This window comes from Alishewanella sp. HL-SH05, from assembly GCF_052655985.1.
Genome location: NZ_CP199753.1, coordinates 774,892 through 794,748, shown reverse-complemented (window position 1 = coordinate 794,748; position 19,857 = coordinate 774,892). Strand labels below are relative to the sequence as shown.

Here is a 19,857-nt window from a genome sequence, read left to right as displayed (position 1 = left end):
ATTATTATGAATTTAAACGCAATGTTAGCGGAGAACTGCACGAAAAGTGCAGTTCTATTTAACAGTAAAAAACGTATCCTCGAATATATCGCCGAACTGGCTCACCAGCAGCTTCCCGAACTATCTGAATACACCATTCTTGAAGCCTTAATGACCCGTGAAAAACTTGGTTCAACCGGCATCGGTGGCGGTATCGCCATTCCTCACGGCAAACTTGACTGCGTAACTCAACCGATTTTGGTGTTTGTGGTCAGTAAAGACCCTATCGCGTTTGATGCGATAGATAACCAAGCCGTCGATATTTTTTGCGCTATCTTAATACCCACTGAGCAATGCCAAACGCACCTAAGTACGTTATCCGGTATTGCCAAATTGTTGAGTCAGAAAGACTTAACCAAAAAAATCCGCCATGTCGAGTCAGATGAACAACTGTATCAGCTACTACTCGACTATAGCCAAAAAACAGGTGAGTCATGAAACTACTCGTCGTCAGTGGTCGCTCAGGCTCTGGCAAATCGGTTGCTCTAAGAGTCATGGAAGATCTCGGCTATTACTGCGTCGACAATCTCCCGGTTAATCTATTACCGACTCTGGCAACTGCAGTAATGGGCCAATATGAACGCGTTGCCGTGAGTATTGATGTGCGTAACTTACCGAGCGATCCCGATGAGTTATCAGACATTTTGTCGTATCTGCCGCGCAAGCTGGAACTGACGATTTTATATTTGGATGCGGATCACACCACGCTAATTAAGCGCTTTAGCGAAACGCGTCGCTTGCATCCGCTATCCCATCAAGCGATGTCGCTCGATGAAGCCATTTCACGTGAACAACAGTTATTAGATCCTATCTCTAGCCGCGCCGATTTATATATCGATACCACTGAGCTGAATGTGCATCAGTTGGCCGAGCAATTACGTGAGCGGATCTTAGGCCAAAAGACCGGCCGTTTAGTGATACTCTTTGAGTCCTTTGGTTTTAAATATGGTATTCCAAAGGATGCCGATTTTGTGTTCGATGCCCGGTTTTTACCCAACCCACATTGGGAGCCAGATCTGAAACCGCTCACAGGTTTAGATCAGCCAGTTAAAGATTACCTCGCCTCACAAGACGTGGTGGCAAAATATACTTGGCAGATCAATACCTTTATTGCCAGCTGGTTACCCCACCTCGAGCGTAACAATCGCAGCTACTTAACGATAGCGATTGGTTGCACCGGTGGCCAGCATCGTTCAGTGTATATCGCACAAAGCCTAGCCGAAACCTATCGCAGCCAGCGCGAAGATGTACAAATTCGCCATCGGGAATTAGTCAGACATCATGGCCGATAAGTTAGCTGCAACAGTCACAATTATTAATGCCCTAGGCTTACACGCACGTGCCGCCACCAAATTAGTGCAGTTAAGCCAGCAATTTGATGCCAAAGTAGAATTAGTGCAAGAAGATGGTAAAACAGCAGATGCCGGCAGCGTTCTGGCCTTACTGATGATGGCCAGTAGTAAAGGTAAAACCCTTACAGTGACCACCGAAGGCCCTGACGCTGCTCAGGCATTAGACGCGATTACTTTATTAATTAATACCGGTTTTGGCGAATAGCGTAAAGCTTGTGCTTTACGCTATTGTTAAGCTTATTAGGGTAAATTCGACTTAATATGCGAACGACTGCTGTTTTGTAATTGCCCTCGCTTCAGTTCTTGCTCACCTGTAGTACGCGCAATCGCCTCAGTCCGATGATGCAGGGCAGCTTTAATGAGCATATGTGCACTGATTGGCGCGGTGATCAATAAGAAGATAGTAATCAACAATTCATGCACGCTGATCTCACCGGGTGCCGCACTAAAAAACAACATTGAGCCTAACAAAATACCGCCCATGCCCAAGGTGGTCGCCTTAGTTGGCCCATGTAAGCGCATAAAAAAATCGGGCATCCGCGTTAAACCAATCGAGCCAATTAACACAAAGCTGCCTCCGAGTAATAAAAAGAAGGCAATTACCCATTCCATCCAATTTTGCATAGTCTCTCCTATTCGATGATATCGCCACGTAATAAAAACTTACACACGGCCACCGTGCTGACAAAACCTAACATGGCAATTAATAACGCGGCTTCAAAATACAATGAGGTGCCCATCAGCAGGCCATATAAGATGATCAGGGCAATGCTATTGATATACATGGTATCGAGCGCTAGGATGCGATCTGGCAAGCTTGGGCCACGTACTAAACGCCATAGGTTAAGTATCAAAGCCAAACTGATCATACCAAAGACTAAAAAGATAACATTCTCTAACATTGAAAGATCTCCTTTAGCGGGGCTTCATAGCGCGATTTGATTGAAGCAATCAGCTCTGCTTCGTCTTCCAAATTCAGTACATGAATTAACAACCAGCGCTGTTTTACTTCTTCACCTTCTGCCAGCATTTCTTTAGTCGGGTAAATGTCCGCGCTTACCGTGCCTGGGGTCATCGACACGGTACTGGCCAAAATGGTGATGGGCAGTTCATGCTGTAAATCCAGCGGCACACGCACAAAAGCGGGTTTTAACCGTTTAGTCGGCCCTAAAATTAATATCGCGACCTGTGCATTTGCGGTAACAATATCCATCAAAACCATAAGAATATAACGTAGCGCCAAAATGGGGCGTTCAATCAACGGCTGAGGATCTCGGAACTTGGCACTGATCCAAGGGATTAATAACGCCAACACGAAACCAAAAAACAGATGCACTGGCGCGACACTTTGATTGAGGAGTAACCATACTAAAAACAACAACACGCTGCGATACGGTGTTGGCAACCAGCTGTAACGAGGTTGTAATCTCATTGAGCACCTCCAGACACGCTAGATTCAAGTAAAATCGTGGAAATCGTTTGTGACACGTCTTCAAGCTGCACCGCTGCCGCCACACTTAACTCGGTGAAAGGCCCGGCAAACACCACCAACATGGGGCTAGCTAACAGCAACAATGACACGGCAAAAACCTGCAGCGGTAAGGCTTTATCCCCGCCCGACTCTGAACCGGTAACGCGCCAAAACAAAATACTGCCAGCTCGTGATAAGCCAATTAACACCATCAGGCTACTCAGCAGCACCACTGACCATAACAGGGCTTGCTGTAATGGCGTAACGGCCGATTGCAGGATCATCAGCTTTCCGATAAAGCCCGATAACGGCGGTAAGCCCGCTACCGTTACCGCAGCAGCAAAGAACAGGCTACCCAGCAATACCGGTTGAGCTACACGGCGCCCAGACACTAAGCGATCACCGGCTTTACCACGTTGATTAGCAATCATGTCGGCCAATAAAAATAAGGCACCGGTCACTAAGGTGGAATGTACGGTGTAATACAACACCGCAGCGGTAGCGGCCGTATTCTGCATAGCGACTAAACAGACTAAAGTGCCCACCGATACGATAACCAAATTGGCCACCACCTTGCGAAAATCCAAGCTGCCCATCACCCCAATGGCCCCCAGCACAATGGTTGCTAAGCCAAAGGGCCATAACCAATTCATACCTAAACCCGCTAAAGGCCCAGCAGACTCACCAAAGATCGTGGTGTACACGCGAAGCAAAGCATAGACGCCGATTTTTGTCATCACCGCAAATAATGCGGCTACTGGAGGCGACGCTGCAGCGTAGGTGTCGGGTAACCAAAATTGTAATGGCAAGATGGCTGCTTTTAGCGAGAAAACGATCAACAGCAATAAGCCACCGGCTTTGACTAACAACACATCTTCTGGTGGTAAGGTTGAGACTTTTAAAGCCATGTCGGCGATATTAAGGGTACCTAAAGCACCGTATAAAATCGCCAGAGAAAACAAGAATACCGCCGAACCGGCCAGGTTCAATACCACATAATGCACGGCCGCTTTGGTTTTGTTTTTACCACCCGCGTGGATTAACAGGCCATAAGAGGCAATCAGCAACACTTCGAAAAACACGAACAGGTTAAATAAGTCGCCAGTTAAAAAGGCGCCATTGATCCCCATAATTTGAAAGTGAAACAGCGGATGAAAAAACGAACCTCGCACATCCTCGCCAGCCGCACCGTAACAAATCGCCGCCAGGGCTAAAAAGGTGGTTAAACAGACCATCACCACACTAAGGGTATCGGCAACAAGAATAATACCGAACGGCGGCTGCCAATCCCCTAAGGCATAAAAGGTTAAGCCATTTTGCTGAGTTTCCCACAGCAGAAAGCATGAAATGATCAGTTGAATTGCCGTAGCAATAATACTGACTAAACGGCGCCGATTGGGTACATAGTGCACCGGCGGCAGCATAATAATAATGGCGGTTAAGATGGGTAATAAAATGGGAGCAATAATCAAATGACTCATGCGCCGTTCTCCTTACGACGACCGTCGCTATCAGGCAATTTACCATCGACATGGTCATTACCAAGATCTGAGCGCGCGCGAATGGCTAAAATAACTAAGAATGCCGTCATAGCAAAGCCAATAACAATAGCGGTGAGCACCAAGGCTTGAGGGAGCGGATCAGCATAGTTTTCAGACATCCCCAATACCGCAGCACCTTGTAAGTTAAGCCGACCAGATGAAAATAAAAATAAGTTCACGGCATAAGACAACATGGTTAACCCCATGGCTACCGGAAAGGTTCGGCCGCGTAACATGAGAAAGACGCCACAGGCAGTCAGAAAACCAATACAACAAGCTAACAAGGTTTCCACTAGATCGTCTCCTTATGCACCGGACGGTGCAAGGTCGTCATTTTACCTAAACTCGATAAAATCAGCAGTGTCGCGCCGACCACGGTTAGGTATACCCCTAAATCAAATGCAATTGCACTGGCCAGTTCTAACTCACCTAGGATAGGCAGATGGAAATAATCAAACCATGATGTTAAGAACGGTCGACCAAAAGCAAAGCTTGCCACACCCGTAACAAGGGCGATCAATAAACCGATTGCGATAACACGTTGATATTCAATATCCATCCGTGATTTTACCCAATCCACACCGTGAGCAATGTATTGTAGGATCAATGCCACTGAGGTAATTAAGCCTGCAATAAAGCCCCCACCGGGTAAGTTATGACCACGGAAGAAAATATACACCGACACCATTAATGCCAATGGCAGCAAACTTTGTGACACTGTCGCTAATAACAACGGATGGCGTTCGCGACTCCAAGGCCGTCCATCACCATCACTACTGGGTTTAAATAATGGAATACGTGTTAACAATTTGAAGATACCCAAGGCAGCAATACCCAATACGGCAATTTCACCGAAGGTATCAAAACCACGGAAATCCACTAAGATCACGTTAACCACGTTGGTACCGCCACCACCGGTTTTGGCATTCGCTAAGAAGAAATCAGAAATAGAGGTAAAGGGCCGCGTCATCACCGCATAAGCCCAACTGCCAATCACAATACCCACTAGACTCGCCAAGCTGATATCACGGATCACTCGAGAGGGTTCAGACTGACTCGGTGTTTTATGCGGCAAGAAAAATAAGGCTAACATCAACAAAATTACTGTAACAACTTCAACAGACAGCTGTGTTAGCGCGAGATCGGGTGCGGAGAAACGGGTAAAAGCAATCGATACCATCAGCCCCACGACCGAAATCATCAACAGCGCCACCACGCGTTTACGATGCCAAATCACTGTGGCCAAAGCACTGATCAGCAGTAATGCGGCACCCGTGGCGTTTACCGCATCAATCGGTAACTCTTCACGACCACCGGAAAGTACCGACACATCCAACAACGGCAGGCCAGCCAGTATGACTACTGCTGACAATAAAAACACCATGTAACGCTGTAAAGAGCCATTATCGAGCCATTCATAAAAATACCGGCAATAACGATTAACGGTTTTAATGGCCAATTCAAAACTGTTCAGTGCATCTAAACCTGGCAAGCTATTTTGAAAATCAAATAAGCGTTTCCGATAACTGTAGATCAGTAAACCGCCGCTAATCGCTACCACACTCATAAACAATGGCAAATTGACACCGTGCCACAGCGCTAGGCTATAGGCAGGCACTTCTCCGCCTAACACTGCGCCCGCTGCAGATTGCAATAAGGCCCCCACTGCCCAAACCGGAAACAGGCCAATAACAATACACAGCACTACTAAAATTTCGACCGGCAAACGCATAAGATGCGGCGGTTCATGCGGTGTTTTTGTTAAGCCCCGTGGCTCACCATTGAAAAATACATCGTGAATTAGTCTTAACGAGTAGGCAACAGAGAATACCGCAGCAATCGTTGCTAACAATGGAATAAGCCAAGACAGTGCCCCGAGTAAATGCTGATCCAGTGTTTCGGCTAAGAACATTTCCTTAGATAAGAAACCATTCAGTAACGGAATACCGGCCATCGACGCAGCCGCTATCATCACTAAAGTACCGGTAATCGGCATGTAGGCCCACAAACCATTAAGTTTTCGCATATCACGCGAGCCGGTTTCATGGTCAATAATGCCCGCCGCCATAAACAAAGAGGCTTTGAAGGTAGCATGGTTAATGATATGAAAAATCGCGACCACCGCCGCTAACTCTGTTCCCATCCCCAATAGTAAGGTGATTAAGCCTAAATGGCTGATGGTGGAATAAGCTAATAAGCCTTTTAAATCATGTTTAAATAACGCCAAATACGCGCCAACTAACAAGGTGGCTAAACCGGTTAAACTGACCAGGATAATCCACAAGTCAGAACCGGCCAATGCCGGATAAAACCGCGCCATTAAGAAAATACCGGCTTTTACCATAGTGGCAGAGTGTAAGTAGGCACTCACTGGCGTAGGAGCTGCCATGGCATTGGGTAACCAGAAATGAAATGGGAATTGCGCTGATTTGGTAAAACAGCCCAATAGAAACAACACTAATAAAATAGGATACCAGCTGTGCGCTAGCAAAATGTCAGCACTGGCTAAAATCACATCGAGGTCATAGCTGCCAACAATACGGCCAATTAATAACAGCGCCGCTAATAAACAAAGACCACCGGCACCTGTGATGGTTAGCGCCATCCTGGCGCCGCGCCGCGCTTCCGATTTATGCCACCAAAAGCTAATCAGCAAAAAGGAGCTGATACTGGTGAGCTCCCAAAACAACCAAAGCTGTAGCACATTGTTGGATAACACAATGCCCAGCATCGCGGTCATAAAGAACATCAAAAAAGTGTAGAAACGCGGCATCGAATCAGCTGCAGCGAGATAAAAGCGCGCATAGAGGATAATCAGCAAACCAATTCCTAAGATCAGCAAGCTAAATAAATAGGCTAAGCCATCGAGTCGCAAAGCAACATCCAGGCCCAGAACCGGCACCCAAGCCAATGAAAAACGCAGTGTTTCACCGGCGAAGACCGCCGAGGTTTGGCTTAACAACAAAATAAAAGCCAAAGCCGGAGGTAACGCCGTTAACAACGCACAGGCACTACGCGACCATTTTGCTGTCAGCATGGGTAAGCTAATACCACACAGCGGTAACAGTAGGATCCATAACAAAGTCATAAGGTTTTTGCTTCCTCGTTAACGTTCACAGACCTGACACTCCTCACTGCTGCATTCATTAGACCATTGAAATACTGCTGATGTTAATCAGCCATTTATCACGTGTAATACGTTTGGCAGATGACTTGCTCGAGCAACAGAGGTAGGCAGAAAAACAAATTGTCAGGAAAACTGCGAATATTTATACCTGCATCACATCAAAATGTCTATTAAAGTCGGTTGCAAATGCCGTCTAATCCTTATAAATACAGGGGTTATAGCGTTTTTGCTGCTAGGTAACATCAACTTAAACGGCCTTTTGAACAGGCCTATTTTAGACACAATAGCCCTAGTTGGAATAACTTGTAACGGTTAACAATCGTTTGGTGCAAATTATTTCATAGCAATATTTGCTATTTCTGACTATATTTTGATTAATTGCGGCAGCAAATACATGTAGCCGCTCCTGTTTGAATAAGAGATCAGCATGGCCATAATGACTGTTAACGAGGTTGCCCAATTTTTAGATATTACCCCTATTCGGGTAGAACGCTTAGCCAGAGAACATCTATTGGTACCCTGTGATAAGGCGAATGACGGCAAACCGCTGTTTGCCGAAGAGGATGTGCAACGCTATAAAGTGTTAGCAGAACGTTTAGGTGGACTTTAACGCCAACAACTGCGCGAGCTTATTTTGCCAATGAAGTGCGGCGTCCTGATCGGGGCTAGCTTGATACCATAACCAACAAAAACCGCTGTATAACCGCTTAGATAGCTGTAAACGTTCGGCTAAGCTGTGTCGACAATCGCGCGCCGTTTGGCTATGGCTAAAATGCCTCGCGCTAATATACGCATGCAGCAATTGCGTTTCTTCAGCCTGGTTTAACTGATAGTTCAAGCAAATCGCCGCTAAATCAAAGCTACTGTCGGTTAACTGCGCATATTCAAAATCTAATAACCAAATCTGCTGTTTGGCCCACAGCACGTTGCCCTGATGCAAGTCCATGTGGCATAACACCCGATCAAACGGCAAGCTTTGCATCTGCTCAGCACTGTGTAACAAGGCGGCGAATAAGGTGGCTGCTGGCTCTAAACTGGCTAACTGGCTATTATCCATAAGCTGACGTAAGTACTGACTCACCTGCAAAACAGGGGTTTGTATGGTTAATGAGTGTAATTTAGCCACGACTACAGCTAACAGTGTTAAACGCTCGGTGTTTAGCGCTAAAGGTATGCCGTCGCTAATGTAATCGCTGATCAGTAATTGTTGATGATTGTTTAAAGCTAAAGGTGCCGGCGCAAGACCAATTGCGGCGGCGGCATGCTGACAACGTAATTCTTGCTGTCGGCAGACGCCTAGCGTATCTAGCGGGTAACGGCGTAAGACATATTCGCCGCGCTCAGTTTTGATGTAATAATTAAGATTACTTTCACCTGAAGCCAGTGGCCGCACGATTAAAGGCGGATGGCCACTGAAGAACTCAAGATGTTCGCAAAAACGGCTTATAGCCGCGCTGGATCCAACGTCGATGTTTGCTGCAGTTGATAATGACTGCGCCATGCAAAATACCCAACTAAGGCAATGATGGTATACAGCATAAACAAGGCTGTTAGAAAATAAAGGTGTTTTTGCGCATAAACATAAATTGATACCGCATCTATCACCACCCAATATAACCAATTAGACACTAATTTCTGCGCCACTAACCACGTTGCTACCAAGCTAAATGCGGTTGTTTGTGCATCTAACCAAGCAAAATCAGCGTGAGTGTAATGCTCCATAAAATAGCCTAAAACCAAGCCTGCGATTGCCGTACCGCTAACCAGAATAAGGTGCCATTGCCAGGGACGCTCAAACACCGGCGCCTGACCTTTGCCATGTTGCTGTTGGTATTGCTGCCAGCGGCGCCAACCATATAACGCCATACCGGCGTAATACAATTGCAACAACGCATCCGACAACAAGGCAGAATCCCACATCACATGGCTAAATAACAAGGTGCTGAGTAAGGCGGCAGGCCAACACCACAGGCTTTGCTTTAACGCTAAAAACACATAAGCCAGTGCCAATAATGTCGCAATCAGTTCAATACTGTGCAGTAATTGCCAATCACTAATCACCTTACTCAGCAGTTCATTCATGGCCGTAAATCACCTGGAATAAATTTACAAACAAACACCAACTTACCATAAGTTTGCATCGACCATTTCATGCATTTCTGCAAGGCCTGCATCACCGTATCGTAATCGCCAAAAATTTGGGTACTCATGGTATTGGTGATGATGTGCAAATCGGCTTGATCTGCTAACAAATCGATAAAGGCTTGGATCGGCGCTTTATAATCGTTTGCTAACGGATATTTACTGATTTCAACTGATAGTTTCATTATGCTTTCCTTAAAAACTGTAACTGGCGGTCACACCAAAACGACGTGGCTCAGCAAATTGTTCATAAACCTTAGGAGCATATTCGTCACGGGGATCATTGCCAAAGTAAAAACCTCTGACACCGGTTTCCTCATCAAAGGCATTACGCAACCATGCCGCGATTTGCCACTGTGCTACCTGATAATTCAAGCGTAAATTAACTTGTTCGCTGGCGGCAGCTTTTGCATTATGACCGTCAGAATAATAGAAACTGCTGCGCCCTTGCACTCCGGCTTGCAGTGACCATTGCTCGTTTAAAAACCAATCCGCACCGATACTGAAGTTCACTCGCGGGGCATGTGCTTGGTCACGGCCGGTTAAATCTAAGCCACCATCAGTGACATACTGGCCCAGTTTAGAACGCAAATAACCGACATTAACGAACAATTGCAACGCCGCATGCGCTTGGTAACGGTTTTCCATTTCAATACCGTAGTTACGACCACTAGCGGCGTTATCGATAAAGCCCGCAAACTCAGGGCCTAAATCGGGGTTAATCCAACCTTTCACCTGCATATCGTTACGCCACATATAAAATGCCGCAACTCGAGTCAGTAAACGCTGATCTAAACTGCTCCCTTTCACACCCAACTCCGCATTGACCACGGTTTCAGGTGCAAAACTGGCTTTCGTCGCTAACAGGGCAAAATCGCCGTCATCGGCTTTGGCTAAGGCTTCACCGTTGATACCACCTACTTTATAACCACGCGACACTAAACCATAAATCATCGCTTGCGAGTTGAATTGATAATTTAAACTGATCTTGGCTCCCCACATGGTGGCATCTGGCGTTAGGCTGATACCGGCAACATCTTGATAATCATCGCTATATTGCTCAACGCGCCCGCCCAAGACCATGCTAAGCTGCTCAGTTAGCGCCGAAGTGGTCTCTGCATAAACAGACAGATTATTTCGCTGTAATTGACTGTCAAATAAGCGCATTTCGCTTTCTGCGCGACGAATGCGATTTAATGTCAAATCACGACTGCTAGCATACACGCCTAATACCCAGTCAGTATTATTCCAAAGTTGTGCTGCGGGTTTAGAGACTAAACGATAATCTAAAGACGATTGCTCACGTGAACGTAAATAGCGATCTTGGTAAGAATATTCCCACGGATGAATACCTCGATAACTCCAGTCTTCATCAAAGCCGTAATCAGATTGCGCATTTAAATAGCTAATTTGCCCTTGCAGATCGACAGCCGCAAACTCTTGATAAGCAAAGGTGAGTGCTAAAGCCTTACTACGCAGATTATCTTCTCCCGGCTCATCTGATAAGGTGACACGATTTTGATCAAGTGAAAACGCATCATAGCCATTTTGCTGGTCAATCAGATGGGCAATCAAGCCCAGTTGCAGGTGCTCAGAAGGTAACCAACTTAATTTAAAACGCCCCGTAAATTCATCAATGTTGTTGGTGTCGTCGCGCTGTAAAAAAGCATTCTCAATAAAACCATCAGACAGCGCTTGGTCCAGCGTTAGGCTAAAGGCAACTTGCTCACTTAAAGGAGCACTGTAATAACCCGATAACTGCTGGCTATTATAATTTGCCACAGTGGCGCTGAGTTGCCCTTCTGGGCTAAATACGGGGTTTTTACTGGTGAAATTCAACATACCCGCCAGCGCATTAGTACCAAAGCGCGTAGCCTCAGGCCCACGGAATACTTCTAACTGTTCCGGATGGGCGACACTGCTGATCCCCAAACCCGCATAGTCAATGCCATCAATAAGGATACCGACCGAAGGGTTAACCACATCGATAAATTCACTGCGCTCGCCAATACCCCGAATTTGAATAAAACGTCCACGCGAAGCACCGGCGGCAAAGTTCACGTTAGCAAATTGTTTTAACACGTCATCAAGATGCTGTGCCGATTGGCGTTGCATCTCTTGCTCAGACAAAATGACAACACTACCCGCCAGTTGTTGGATGTTTTGCTGACGAAAGTCGCCTTGCACGGTCACGCGCTCAATTTGTTGCTCAGAAGCATGCAGGTTAAATGCAGACAATAAGGCGATAGATAAAACAGAATAGCGAAAAAACATAGGTGATCGGCTCCGGTAAACAACACGTTGAGGATCACACTATTCAGATTTAACGGTATTACGGCTAACACAACTTGCTAAGCAAGTGGTAAATAGCGAAACACGTTCTGATGGGGAGTTAGCACCATCCCTCCGCCGGTATGATCCGGATCAGGTTCTAAGGGTTTGCCTTACGGCATCTCAGCGCATTCAAACCGAAGTTTGAAGGTTGCACCCCTTGGTTGCTTGCGTAGTCTATGTGGTTTTAAAGAAAAAAACAACGCGCCTAAGCGATATTTGTCAACGACGTGTTTAGGTTATGTGACAGGCTTACCAACACAGGGCATCATCACTTTCCAAGTTTTATGCTGCTTACGCTTACTGACAATCGCGGTTTAAAGCTGCTTTGACAATCTAACCGTGTTGGCAAACGGCTACTTAGCGCCACTGGCCATTATCATGCAAATTCGCCTGTAACTGTTCAATTAACCTATCTGACGGGATCGGTCTTGAAAATAAGTAGCCTTGGCCAATATCACACTGATGCTGTGTTAAGGTTTTGCATTGCGCCTGGGTTTCAACACCTTCGGCGACAACTTCCAAACCTAATTTGCGTACCATGGCGATAGTCGAAGTAATAATATCGAAATCAGCTTGATTATCTAACATACCAAACACAAAACTTTTATCAATTTTTATGGTATCAACGGGCATCTGCCTTAAGTAACTTAACGATGAATAACCGGTGCCAAAGTCGTCAATCGCTAAGCGGAAACCACGACTTTTTAAGCGCTGCATACTCTTGATCGTTTCATTGATGTTGTTGGCCAGCATACTTTCTGTCAGTTCTAATTCGAATAGCGCAGCTGATAGTTGATGTTGCTGCAATAACCCATCGAGAAACGTTGGCAATTTAGCATCGTTAAGTTGTGCCGCGGAGAGGTTAATAGCCAAAGTCGCGTCCTTAAAACCCGCCGCTTGCAGTTGCACCATAATACGGAAACTTTGCTCGATCACCCAATAACCTACGGGGATCATCAAATGTGCAAGCTCTAATACTGCGATAAATTCGTCAGGCGATACCATACCGCGCGCAGGGCTATGCCAACGCAATAATGCTTCTAAGCCTTGTAGTCTGCGATTAGCCAAGTTAATTTTGGGTTGCAAATGCAGCGTAAACTGTTGCTGAGCTAACGCCAGCTTTAAATCGCTTTCTAATGCTAAACGATTTTGGAAATCATCAAACATTTGCTGACTGTAAAAGTGCAAACTATTACCGCCCTTCCCTTTAGCCTGATACATGGCTAAATCAGCTTGCCGCACTAAATCATCAGGTTTCAGCTGAGCATTACGCGTACTGCTGATACCAATACTGATATTTAATTGATACTCTTCATCGCCCAGTAACATGGGCTGACGAAACGCTGCAATTAACCGATTGGCCAAAGCCGTTAAGGCATCGATATCAGCCACTTCTGTCACCACAATAAATTCATCACCACCAAAACGGCAGATAATATCGGTTTTATCTAGCGATGCCCGCAGCCGATTACTCGCTTCAATCAGTAACTGATCGCCTTGCTCGTGGCCACGAATATCATTAACTCGTTTAAATTGGTCCATGTCTAAAAACAGTAACCCTAATAAGGCACTGCTCTCGGTTAGCGCGGCGATACTTTTCTTTAGTTGATATTGCAACATATTACGATTAGCTAAACCGGTTAGCCGATCGTACATCGCCATATTTTCTAGCTCTCGGGTCTGGGTATTGATGTTGTCTTGCAGTTGCTCTAATTTACGGCTTAACGTTTGACCGGCATCATAGAGTTGATCGACTTCGTCACTCATGGCACCGGCAGATTTAGGTAAAGCATCGCGAAAAGCCCGATATTTATTTTCCGCTAACATCGGTAGCGCATTACAGATCAGCAACAAGCGACTGGTTAAGCGCCGCGTCAACATGTTAGTGAGCAAAGCAAATAACACAAAGCAAAGCGTAGCCAAGGCAATCAATTGCCATTTAAAAGCATTATTTGCTGCTTGGTAAGAGCTAATGTTCTCTAGCAATAAAATCGCAAAATGCTGCTGCTGTTGTTGAACCAAGGGGATGTGGTAAACAAAGTAGGGTATCTCAGCTAAGCTGAACTGGGCGCCATTACTGTTTTGCCAGCTGGCTAACGCCAGCTGTTCTAATGCAGGCAAATTACCTGTGGCAGATAAAATAGTCGTGGCTGCCGCATCTAAACGCACAATCGCTACTTCACTTTGCAAGGCTTGCCCCAAAGCAATAACCACATCTGCCAGCGTTTGACTTGAAACCAGTACGGCTATATTACCTTCTTGATCGGATACCGGTAGGCTCACCACATTACTGCAATGCGTCGCACAGTAAATCCGTGATTGCGGCCGCTGCTCCTGCTGCGTTTGCGTTACCATACTGGCTAATTCAGTTGGGAAGATACTGCTAGCAAAGGCCGCTTGCGGGCTATCCTCGGTAAACACCCAAAGCGCTTCAATATTCAAATAAAGACTAAGTACGTCATAGCGTTGCTGCAATGCCTCAGTAAACACGGAGAAACCTGATTGCTGTTGCAGGCCGGTCAGCTCGGCAAAGCTTTCAAACCAAGATTGTTGCTGATTTTGCAGCAGCAATTGATATTGGGTAAAGTGCTGCTCAACTTGCTGCCGCTTTAACGTTTGCTGCTCGGTGAAGCTGTCACCTAAACGCTGCAAGGATAAGCTGGTCACCAACACGATTAGCACCAGCATCAGTGCCAGTGTTAACAGTAAAATCTTCGTTGGTAGGCTAAAAAATCGCATTTAAAACCAGTACATCAGTTGTAACGCCCATACCTGCCAATAGCGATGTTGATTTCGCTCTAGATCAGGGACCAAACTGGGTGATAAACGACCGGTGCCGTCCACCCAGTGATGTTCAGCTTGCAACCGAAAGCGACTGCCTAGCTCATAGCTGGCACCCAACATTAGGCTATGTTGATAACCAAAATAGGATGGTATACCGAGTTGCCCTAACTGACTGCCTCGTTTATCGTTTTTGTTTAGCGCCAACATATCAACACTGATTAATGCCGTAAGTTTAGGATCAAAGCGATAGCGCCCTAGTAAATAGCCGCCAATACCGATTTGAGCGCGTTCAAAACCTGGCGCATAAAAACCGTCAATGGTCATGCGTTCTTGAAATAATTCCGATGAAAGATCCCATTTTTCGGCTTGATAACGCCAGTTTAAAATGACTCTTTGAACGATAACGTCACCGTCTGCAAAAAAATCAAAGTTGGCCTGCTTATAAGAGAACTGTGAATCAAGAAGTGAGATACCATAACTGGCTTGGCTACCAATGCCCTGCCAAAACATACTGGCTTGATGCACATATTTTTGTTCTGAACTGCCTTGTATATCTGGGCTTAACAAAGTTCGGGCTTGCTCAGTGGTAATCTTGGTAGAACCAATACTCCAATTATATTCCAACTCACCATGGCCTAATTGTTTATAGCCTTTAAGCGCCAAACCATCACTCGCCACAGCAATATCACGAAACGCATCGTAATAAACCGACTGCGGTAAAATAATACTGGGCCGTGTAAAGGGCACATCACGGGTACTGGAAAAAAAGCCAATGCTGGTTCTTATAGCGGCCAAGAAACACATTAAGTTGATGATCAAAATTATCTATCGCACTAAAGTCTAAAAATAAATAATCTAAACGAGCGCCTTCTGGGTAGCGATTACCACCATTTAAGTACACTACTTGCCCCGATAATTTTAAGCGTGGATACAAATCTAACTTTGCATTGAGTCCCAGCTCGGTGAGCGCCAGCGACACATCACCCTCATTATTAATTGCATTACTCTTTGCGGCTTGGGCAATACCTTGCGCAACAAAACCATGAATCTCTAAAGGCTCTGCCTGTGCTACCGCGCCAGCGAAGCACAGCGGCATGAACCAGTAAAATCGGTTGTTATTTTTCATTAATCGTCACCACTCTCAGATTGGATGAAAGGGTATCTGTGGGAAGATAACCGATGGCACCTGGTGTTGTTTCTAGTAATAAGAGCAATTCTGATGCGGAATCCACTTGCATTGGAAAACTGCCAATGCCGGAATAGCGTTGCCGAGACCAAATTGCATCTAATTGATAAGGAAACATTTTTAATTTATCGCGGCTAAACCGCTGATGATGTGGATGGTCAGATTGCAAGACAAAAACCTGAATAGCTTGTCCATCTGTCCAGCGAGTCTGACGCATGGTAAAGATGGCTCGTAATTGCGCAGTGCTCAGCGTTGTCTCGCTCACCGATGAATGCACAACAACTTCTACGGCTTGCACAGAGCAAGCAAGTAGCAGTAAGCAACATAGTGAACGTAAAAAAGTCATTAGATACCTGTAAACCAGCTCTCGGGAAACCGATACTTTGTTCAGTCGGTATATAACCGACATATATACAGATAAAATATTGAAATTAAAGCGTTTGCGCAATAGTACATTTGGGTTGTTACAGCGCAAAAAAATATTTATAAGCCCAGATACCAGGTGGCGATCGAGAAATAAACCACCACACCCGTAACATCCGCAATAGAAGTAATTAGCGGTCCACTGGCTGTTGCTGGATCTAAATTAAATCGGCTTAACAAAAACGGGAGTGACAAACCAATCAAGCTACCGGCCATCACCACCAGCATCATGGTACAAGACACGACTATCGCGATATCGGCACCCCCACGCCAAAGCCCTAAACCCAGGACAGCGGCAGACATGGTTAGCCCCAGCAGCCCAGCAACCAAGCATTCTTTACCGAGTAAATAGCCCCAATCGCGCAATTTGATTTCACCTGTGGCTAGCGCTCGCACCATCAATGTACCTGCTTGTGCGCCAGCGTTACCGCTACTGGCAATCAATAACGGCAAGAAAAACAACAAGGCGATATAGCGGGCGATGGTTTCTTCAAAATAAGCGATACCGGCACCAGAAAAAATATTACCAAACACCAATACCACCAGCCAGAAGACCCGTTTTCTGTACAGTAAACCGATACCGGCATTTTTCACGTTTCCGTCTAATTTGCCGATGGTGGCTGTTTTGTGAAAGTCCTCCGTGGCCTCTTCTGCGGCGACGTCCATCGCATCATCGTAAGTTACAATACCGACCATCTGATGCTCGCTATTGACGATAGGCAGTGCTAATAAATCGTACTTAGCAATCAAACTGGCAATCTCTTCTTGCGGCAGTTCAACACTGGCAAAAATCGGATCCGTATTCATCAAATCATCAACCCGCATACTCACGGGTGCCAAAATCAAATCGCGTAAACTTACCACGCCAATGAGTTTTCTGGCTTCATCAACCACATAAGAAGAATAAATGGTTTCTTTATCGGGTGCTTCTAATCGCAGCACTTCAATGGCTTCACGTACCGTCAATTCAGGTGGTAACAAAGCATAATCTGAGGTCATAATGGCGCCAGCAGAACCCTCTTCATGCGCAGATAAACGTAACAAATCTTCACGTTCGGCTTGAGCTAAGGCCGGTAACAAGGTATCGCGTTGCTCGTCAGATAATTGATTAAATAAATCGGCACGTTCGTCCGAAGACATTTGCCTGATAATCGGCGAAAGTTTGCGCCGACTCACGCTGATAGCTAAACTAACCTGCACTTCAGCAGGCAAATAACCAAACACCTCAGCTTGTTCTGCACGGGGCAATACAGTTAATAAACTCCACAATTCCGTGGCAGAAAATTCAGTTAGGGCTGCAGCATAATCAGCTGGATGCACATCTTCGAGTTGTTCACGTAACAACGGCAGCGTATCGTGTTGCAACGCATTACGCAGAGTTTTGATAAGAACGGGTAAATCCATAACAGCCTCTTATCAGCAGCACGTTTTTTCAGAGACTGCTGGGCAGTATGCTGAATCATGCAGGGTAAATGGAGTGTCGATACTAAGCAATTTGAGCTAATTTAGCTAAGTGCCAATGAAATGGCCAAATGCCACACGAATGATTAAGACATTGCCAATAAAACAATTAATAATGCTATTTTATGAACTAAGTTAGCTTAACTCAACCTGAGCGTAGAAAGTTTTACAGTAGCAACGTTTTTTAAACCGAGCCACTGAAAAGGAAGATATTGATGAGTCACTCTGCAGCAAGCGCTACTGCGCCACAATGGTGGCAACCACAAACAATGGCGTTAGATGAATGCTGGCATTTTACGATCGGCCCGGTTACCTTATATTTCAAACGCTGTTTGCAAGAATGGGTATTTGGTTTTGAGCGCAGTACGCAGCCAGAACAAGCTTGTCGCGTACTTAGCCAATCTGCGGCCTGCTTACCGGAAGCCCTCAACATGCAGCGTTTTATGTTTCGCCATAGTCCCGGTCAATTTAAATTAACGCCGCATTTGCTCGAGCGCGCCGTAGTGATCAAAACGCATCAGCCGGTAAGCATTCCCGCAGGCGAACAAAGCGTATTCTATATTAGCTCACCGGTCAGTATCGAAATTAACCTACAAGAGCCAAACGTAGTGCTCATGGAATTACCGTTACAACGTTTATCCGATACGTGGTTTGGTGACTCTACCCAGCAAGGCGAGTTATGTTTTGCTGACAAAACACATGCCAGGCATAGCCTCGATGATATTCCCACACGGCCGCACCGTGCCGTGACCGCAGTAACAATCGAAAACCGCTCTGATCGTATGCTGACCATTGACAAATTAAGTATCCCGCTGCCATTTCTCGCCTTGTATGGCCATCGTGATGGCAGCTTGTGGACCGATCCGCTGTTGTTACAACACGAGAGTGTCGGGCAACTTACTCGCTTTAAAATTGGCAAAACCTTGCCGCTGGGTTTAACCAGTGCAGACTTGCTCGCCCCACCACGCCAGCATCATGATAAAAACAGCCTAGTGCGCGCCTTTACCGGCATTTTCAGTCAATAAGGAGTCACGCATGTTGGAAACGTTAATACAGTTTTTTCAATCTGAAACCGTGGTGAATGGCCTACAGGCTTTACTGCTTATCGTGGTAGGTTTGTTGTTAGCTCGCTACGCCTCGCAAGCGGCAGAAAAGCTCATTAGCCATAATTTCTCTCGACATCATGCCGCGCTGTTTCGTCGCGTACTTTATTGGTTAGTGCTCGCCTTGTTTGCCGCCTCAGCACTGCATCAACTAGGGTTTTCATTAGGAGTACTGCTAGGCGCAGCTGGCGTATTATCGGTTGCCATTGGCTTTGCCTCACAAACTTCCGCTTCTAATTTAATTAGCGGTTTGTTTTTAATCGGCGAACAACCCTTTCAAATTGGCGACACCATTAAAGTGGGAGCCACTGTGGGTGAAGTGCTGTCTATTGATTTACTCTCGGTTAAATTACGCACCTTCGATAACCTATTTGTACGGATCCCCAATGAAAGCCTGATTAAATCTGAAGTGATTAATATGACACGCTTTCCTATTCGGCGCTTCGATTTACTACTGGGTGTGGCTTATAAAGAAAACATGGCACACGTTCGAAAAATACTGTTTGAGGTCGCCGACAAAAACCCGCTAAGTTTAGATGAACCTGCACCCACGTTTTTGTTTGTGGGCTTTGGTGATTCGGCACTGAATATCCAGTTTTCGGTTTGGAGTACGACACCTAATTTTCGAGAGCTACGTAATAGCCTGCAAGAAGAAATTAAGCTGGCTTTCGATGCCAATGGTATTGAAATTCCGTTTCCACATCGAACGCTTTATACGGGAAGTGAAACCGCGCCTTTTCCGGTGCGGATCGTTCCAGAGCAAACAACAACTTCACTTAATAATCCTGAGGGGCAACGTAAAAACTAACGAACTTCAGCAATGCGTGTTGGCATTTCTGGCAAAAACACGCATAGTTAAGTAGAGTTTTTTCATTCCATTAGGCTACAAGGAGT

At 45.7% G+C, this 19,857-nt stretch carries 21 protein-coding genes and 1 riboswitch; of the genes, 6 read left to right on the top strand and 15 right to left on the bottom strand.

What is annotated here, in order from left to right:
* Positions 1 to 3: 3 nt before the first annotated feature.
* The 3 genes from ptsN to ACUJFL_RS03510 are packed head-to-tail and all read left to right on the top strand — an operon-like array spanning position 4 to position 1,596.
* Positions 4 to 477 (top strand): PTS IIA-like nitrogen regulatory protein PtsN, encoded by a 474-nt coding sequence (gene ptsN / locus ACUJFL_RS03520; protein WP_226749948.1) that lies wholly within the window; start codon positions 4 to 6, stop codon positions 475 to 477.
* Positions 474 to 1,331, top strand: coding sequence for an RNase adapter RapZ (gene rapZ / locus ACUJFL_RS03515; RefSeq protein WP_226749356.1), 858 nt, complete (start codon positions 474 to 476; stop codon positions 1,329 to 1,331). Before ptsN ends, rapZ begins: the two co-directional genes overlap by 4 nt.
* Positions 1,321 to 1,596: an HPr family phosphocarrier protein gene (locus tag ACUJFL_RS03510; RefSeq protein WP_445428517.1), complete on the top strand. Its 276-nt coding sequence runs from the start codon at positions 1,321 to 1,323 to the stop codon at positions 1,594 to 1,596. The genes rapZ and ACUJFL_RS03510 overlap by 11 nt, the downstream gene beginning before the upstream one ends.
* A gap of 35 nt (positions 1,597 to 1,631) precedes the next feature.
* Here the strand turns inward: ACUJFL_RS03510 and ACUJFL_RS03505 are convergent, their stop codons facing one another.
* From ACUJFL_RS03505 to ACUJFL_RS03480, 6 genes are read right to left on the bottom strand one after another with little or no spacing between them, the layout of a single operon-like run.
* Complete coding sequence (locus ACUJFL_RS03505; protein WP_445428516.1) at positions 1,632 to 2,015, bottom strand: Na+/H+ antiporter subunit G; 384 nt, start codon at positions 2,013 to 2,015, stop codon at positions 1,632 to 1,634.
* An 8-nt stretch (positions 2,016 to 2,023) separates the two neighbouring features.
* Complete coding sequence (locus tag ACUJFL_RS03500; RefSeq protein ID WP_226749353.1) at positions 2,024 to 2,293, bottom strand: K+/H+ antiporter subunit F; 270 nt, start codon at positions 2,291 to 2,293, stop codon at positions 2,024 to 2,026.
* Positions 2,287 to 2,823, bottom strand: a complete 537-nt coding sequence (locus ACUJFL_RS03495) for a Na+/H+ antiporter subunit E (protein ID WP_226749352.1) — start codon at positions 2,821 to 2,823, stop codon at positions 2,287 to 2,289. The genes ACUJFL_RS03500 and ACUJFL_RS03495 overlap by 7 nt, the downstream gene beginning before the upstream one ends.
* Positions 2,820 to 4,343: a monovalent cation/H+ antiporter subunit D gene (locus tag ACUJFL_RS03490; RefSeq protein ID WP_445428515.1), complete on the bottom strand. Its 1,524-nt coding sequence runs from the start codon at positions 4,341 to 4,343 to the stop codon at positions 2,820 to 2,822. The genes ACUJFL_RS03495 and ACUJFL_RS03490 overlap by 4 nt, the downstream gene beginning before the upstream one ends.
* On the bottom strand, positions 4,340 to 4,696 hold the full coding sequence (locus ACUJFL_RS03485) for a Na+/H+ antiporter subunit C (protein WP_226749350.1): 357 nt from the start codon (positions 4,694 to 4,696) through the stop codon (positions 4,340 to 4,342). The genes ACUJFL_RS03490 and ACUJFL_RS03485 overlap by 4 nt, the downstream gene beginning before the upstream one ends.
* Complete coding sequence (locus ACUJFL_RS03480) at positions 4,696 to 7,491, bottom strand: monovalent cation/H+ antiporter subunit A (RefSeq protein WP_445428514.1); 2,796 nt, start codon at positions 7,489 to 7,491, stop codon at positions 4,696 to 4,698. Before ACUJFL_RS03480 ends, ACUJFL_RS03485 begins: the two co-directional genes overlap by 1 nt.
* Before the next feature lie 466 nt (positions 7,492 to 7,957).
* Between ACUJFL_RS03480 and ACUJFL_RS03475 the strand changes: the two genes are divergently transcribed.
* Positions 7,958 to 8,140, top strand: coding sequence for a helix-turn-helix domain-containing protein (locus ACUJFL_RS03475; protein WP_226749348.1), 183 nt, complete (start codon positions 7,958 to 7,960; stop codon positions 8,138 to 8,140).
* Here ACUJFL_RS03475 and ACUJFL_RS03470 read toward each other — a convergent pair.
* The 9 genes from ACUJFL_RS03470 to mgtE all read right to left on the bottom strand — a co-directional run bounded on the left by ACUJFL_RS03470 (position 8,126) and on the right by mgtE (position 17,803).
* Positions 8,126 to 9,031, bottom strand: a complete 906-nt coding sequence (locus ACUJFL_RS03470; protein ID WP_445428513.1) for a phosphotransferase — start codon at positions 9,029 to 9,031, stop codon at positions 8,126 to 8,128. The two genes, ACUJFL_RS03475 and ACUJFL_RS03470, sit on opposite strands and share 15 nt — an antisense overlap.
* Positions 8,974 to 9,612: a nicotinamide riboside transporter PnuC gene (pnuC, locus tag ACUJFL_RS03465; RefSeq protein ID WP_306177214.1), complete on the bottom strand. Its 639-nt coding sequence runs from the start codon at positions 9,610 to 9,612 to the stop codon at positions 8,974 to 8,976. The genes ACUJFL_RS03470 and pnuC overlap by 58 nt, the downstream gene beginning before the upstream one ends.
* A complete protein-coding gene (locus ACUJFL_RS03460) occupies positions 9,609 to 9,857 on the bottom strand; it encodes a hypothetical protein (protein WP_226749345.1) in 249 nt (82 codons plus the stop codon). Before ACUJFL_RS03460 ends, pnuC begins: the two co-directional genes overlap by 4 nt.
* Before the next feature lie 10 nt (positions 9,858 to 9,867).
* The gene (locus tag ACUJFL_RS03455; RefSeq protein ID WP_445428512.1) at positions 9,868 to 11,946 is read right to left on the bottom strand and encodes a TonB-dependent receptor; all 2,079 of its coding nucleotides are present in this window, start codon (positions 11,944 to 11,946) and stop codon (positions 9,868 to 9,870) included.
* A gap of 110 nt (positions 11,947 to 12,056) precedes the next feature.
* Positions 12,057 to 12,174, bottom strand: a riboswitch (TPP riboswitch).
* A gap of 189 nt (positions 12,175 to 12,363) precedes the next feature.
* A complete protein-coding gene (locus ACUJFL_RS03450) occupies positions 12,364 to 14,745 on the bottom strand; it encodes a putative bifunctional diguanylate cyclase/phosphodiesterase (RefSeq protein WP_445428511.1) in 2,382 nt (793 codons plus the stop codon).
* Complete coding sequence (locus ACUJFL_RS03445; protein WP_445428510.1) at positions 14,746 to 15,585, bottom strand: hypothetical protein; 840 nt, start codon at positions 15,583 to 15,585, stop codon at positions 14,746 to 14,748.
* Positions 15,539 to 15,916 (bottom strand): hypothetical protein, encoded by a 378-nt coding sequence (locus tag ACUJFL_RS03440; protein ID WP_445428509.1) that lies wholly within the window; start codon positions 15,914 to 15,916, stop codon positions 15,539 to 15,541. Before ACUJFL_RS03440 ends, ACUJFL_RS03445 begins: the two co-directional genes overlap by 47 nt.
* Positions 15,906 to 16,322: a hypothetical protein gene (locus ACUJFL_RS03435; protein WP_445428508.1), complete on the bottom strand. Its 417-nt coding sequence runs from the start codon at positions 16,320 to 16,322 to the stop codon at positions 15,906 to 15,908. Before ACUJFL_RS03435 ends, ACUJFL_RS03440 begins: the two co-directional genes overlap by 11 nt.
* A gap of 137 nt (positions 16,323 to 16,459) precedes the next feature.
* Positions 16,460 to 17,803, bottom strand: coding sequence for a magnesium transporter (gene mgtE, locus ACUJFL_RS03430; RefSeq protein WP_226749340.1), 1,344 nt, complete (start codon positions 17,801 to 17,803; stop codon positions 16,460 to 16,462).
* A gap of 272 nt (positions 17,804 to 18,075) precedes the next feature.
* On the opposite strand from mgtE, the gene ACUJFL_RS03425 reads away from it, so the two are divergent.
* Both ACUJFL_RS03425 and ACUJFL_RS03420 read left to right on the top strand, forming a co-directional pair.
* Entirely contained in the window at positions 18,076 to 18,885 is an 810-nt protein-coding gene (locus tag ACUJFL_RS03425) for a DUF432 domain-containing protein (RefSeq protein ID WP_445428507.1), read from the top strand.
* 10 nt (positions 18,886 to 18,895) lie between these two features.
* Entirely contained in the window at positions 18,896 to 19,771 is an 876-nt protein-coding gene (locus tag ACUJFL_RS03420) for a mechanosensitive ion channel family protein (protein ID WP_445428506.1), read from the top strand.
* Positions 19,772 to 19,857 lie beyond the last annotated feature (86 nt).

Excerpts from the sequence above, each read along its gene's own strand:
- rapZ (WP_226749356.1), top strand. The coding sequence starts at position 474 with ATGAAACTACTCGTCGTCAGTGGTCGCTCAGGCTCTGGCAAATCGGTT.
- ACUJFL_RS03510 (WP_445428517.1), top strand. The coding sequence starts at position 1,321 with ATGGCCGATAAGTTAGCTGCAACAGTCACAATTATTAATGCCCTAGGC.
- ACUJFL_RS03505 (WP_445428516.1), bottom strand. The coding sequence starts at position 2,015 with ATGCAAAATTGGATGGAATGGGTAATTGCCTTCTTTTTATTACTCGGA.
- ACUJFL_RS03500 (WP_226749353.1), bottom strand. The coding sequence starts at position 2,293 with ATGTTAGAGAATGTTATCTTTTTAGTCTTTGGTATGATCAGTTTGGCT.
- ACUJFL_RS03495 (WP_226749352.1), bottom strand. The coding sequence starts at position 2,823 with ATGAGATTACAACCTCGTTACAGCTGGTTGCCAACACCGTATCGCAGC.
- ACUJFL_RS03490 (WP_445428515.1), bottom strand. The coding sequence starts at position 4,343 with ATGAGTCATTTGATTATTGCTCCCATTTTATTACCCATCTTAACCGCC.
- ACUJFL_RS03480 (WP_445428514.1), bottom strand. The coding sequence starts at position 7,491 with ATGACTTTGTTATGGATCCTACTGTTACCGCTGTGTGGTATTAGCTTA.
- ACUJFL_RS03475 (WP_226749348.1), top strand. The coding sequence starts at position 7,958 with ATGGCCATAATGACTGTTAACGAGGTTGCCCAATTTTTAGATATTACC.
- ACUJFL_RS03470 (WP_445428513.1), bottom strand. The coding sequence starts at position 9,031 with ATGGCGCAGTCATTATCAACTGCAGCAAACATCGACGTTGGATCCAGC.
- pnuC (WP_306177214.1), bottom strand. The coding sequence starts at position 9,612 with ATGAATGAACTGCTGAGTAAGGTGATTAGTGATTGGCAATTACTGCAC.
- ACUJFL_RS03460 (WP_226749345.1), bottom strand. The coding sequence starts at position 9,857 with ATGAAACTATCAGTTGAAATCAGTAAATATCCGTTAGCAAACGATTAT.
- ACUJFL_RS03455 (WP_445428512.1), bottom strand. The coding sequence starts at position 11,946 with ATGTTTTTTCGCTATTCTGTTTTATCTATCGCCTTATTGTCTGCATTT.
- ACUJFL_RS03450 (WP_445428511.1), bottom strand. The coding sequence starts at position 14,745 with ATGCGATTTTTTAGCCTACCAACGAAGATTTTACTGTTAACACTGGCA.
- ACUJFL_RS03440 (WP_445428509.1), bottom strand. The coding sequence starts at position 15,916 with ATGAAAAATAACAACCGATTTTACTGGTTCATGCCGCTGTGCTTCGCT.
- ACUJFL_RS03435 (WP_445428508.1), bottom strand. The coding sequence starts at position 16,322 with ATGACTTTTTTACGTTCACTATGTTGCTTACTGCTACTTGCTTGCTCT.
- mgtE (WP_226749340.1), bottom strand. The coding sequence starts at position 17,803 with ATGGATTTACCCGTTCTTATCAAAACTCTGCGTAATGCGTTGCAACAC.
- ACUJFL_RS03425 (WP_445428507.1), top strand. The coding sequence starts at position 18,076 with ATGAGTCACTCTGCAGCAAGCGCTACTGCGCCACAATGGTGGCAACCA.
- ACUJFL_RS03420 (WP_445428506.1), top strand. The coding sequence starts at position 18,896 with ATGTTGGAAACGTTAATACAGTTTTTTCAATCTGAAACCGTGGTGAAT.